The sequence below is a fragment of the Mesorhizobium sp. M7A.F.Ca.US.011.01.1.1 genome (assembly GCF_003998295.1).
In the GTDB taxonomy this organism is placed as follows: domain Bacteria; phylum Pseudomonadota; class Alphaproteobacteria; order Rhizobiales; family Rhizobiaceae; genus Mesorhizobium.
This window is the reverse complement of sequence record NZ_RZRT01000236.1, coordinates 1-518: the sequence shown is the minus strand read 5'-3', so window position 1 is coordinate 518 and position 518 is coordinate 1. Positions and strand designations below refer to the sequence as shown.

Below are 518 nucleotides of genomic sequence, written 5' to 3'. Positions count from 1 at the left end.
TGAAGAGCAGATCATCGGAATTTTGAAGGAACACGAGGCCGGGGTGTCGGTTGCCGATCTATGCCGCAAGCACGGGGTCAGCGACGCCTCGATCTACAACTGGAAGGCCCGTTTCGGCGGGATGGATATCTCGGAGGCTCGGCGACTTAAGGCGCTGGAGGACGAGAACACGCGGCTAAAGCGGATTCTGGCCGACGCGATGCTCGACAATGCCGCGTTGAAGGATCTTGTGGGAAAGAAATGGTGACGCCCGCGGCCAAGCGGAAAGCTGTCGCTCGCCTGAAGGAAGGCTTTGGGATGAGCGAACGGCGGGCGTGTAAAGCCATCGGCTGTTGCCGCATGACGGTTCGCTACGAGACCAGCAGGCCGGACGACCGCGAGGTTCGCGAGCGGATGAAGGCGATCGCGCAGGAGCGTCGCCGGTTCGGCTACCGGCGTCTTCTCGTGATGCTGAGGCGGGAGGGCCTGGTCGTGAACCACAAGAAGCTGTTCCGGCTCTATCGGGAGGAGAAGCTCAC

1 pseudogene is annotated in these 518 nt (G+C 61.8%); it reads left to right on the top strand.

Features of this window, described 5'->3' with window-relative positions:
• A pseudogene (locus EOA13_RS37520) lies at positions 1-518 on the top strand (transposase); the annotation flags it as partial.